This is a genomic window from Vibrio sp. 1580 (assembly GCF_033340055.1).
Genome location: NZ_JAWOVT010000092.1, coordinates 1 through 989, shown reverse-complemented (window position 1 = coordinate 989; position 989 = coordinate 1). Strand labels below are relative to the sequence as shown.

The window sequence follows — 989 nt, the reverse complement described above, 5'->3', positions numbered from 1 at the left end:
CTTTGCGGCCCACTTGGAACTGGTCGATAGTGGTTTCTTCACTGGTGTGAGGCACAATCGTCAGTTTGAATGCGTTTTTACGCAAATCATTCACCGTTAAGCTGATACCATCAACGGTGATAGAGCCTTTTTCTGCCACGTACTTGCTGATCTCAGCAGGCATCGCGACCCAAAACTCTATCGCACGACCAACTTGATTGCGCTCCACAATTTCACCCACGCCGTCCACGTGTCCAGATACAATGTGTCCGCCAAAACGTGTCGTCGGCAGCATGGCTTTTTCTAAGTTAACCTTTTCGCCGACTTGGTAGTTTGCAAAACCGGTTTTTTTCAAGGTCTCGAGAGACAAATCCGCGCTGTAGTAATTGCTTCCAAAGTCAATCACCGTTAAGCACACACCATTAGTTGCGATGCTGTCGCCTAACTTTACGTCAGACATGTCTAACTTACCTACTTCTACCGTAACGGTAATGTCTTCGCCTTTTGGCGTAATCGCAGTTAATTTACCAACTGCTTCTACAATTCCTGTAAACATAGTGCTTCTTTTCTAAATTTCTTTACGTACAACGGTGGCGGTAATACGGATATCTCTGCCCACCATTCGCACATCAGTAATATTTAAATCGATGACCTGCGCCATCTCCGTCAATCCCAGCGCGCCAATTAAACCACGTCCATCGCTTCCCATTAGCTTCGGAGCGAGATAGACAATCAACTCATCTACAAGGTTAGCTTTGATTAGAGAACTCGCGAGCGTCGCGCCAGCTTCCACCCATAAATGGTTGATATTACGCTGAGTCGCGACCGCTTTTAGGGTCGCAGCTAAATCAATTTTTCCGCTTTGGTCTAGTTGTGGGCAAACATCGCCTTCGCTGCTGACAATAATTCGCTCACCTTCGGTACTGAACAGTTTAAGGTCATCACTCAGTTTCTGTTGACGGTCGAGTATTACCCTTGCAGGTTGGCGAACTTCCGTCAGCTCATAGTGC

Annotated in this window: 2 protein-coding genes; both read right to left on the bottom strand. The window is 46.9% G+C overall.

The annotated features are described in order from the left end of the window. Positions 1–535, bottom strand: a 535-nt coding sequence (locus tag R7093_RS24250) for a riboflavin synthase (RefSeq protein WP_318146887.1), incomplete at its 3' end; no start/stop codon positions are given. A gap of 12 nt (positions 536–547) precedes the next feature. Further along, positions 548–989 (bottom strand): RibD family protein (locus R7093_RS24245; RefSeq protein ID WP_318146886.1); only part of this gene is annotated, 442 nt, incomplete at its 5' end.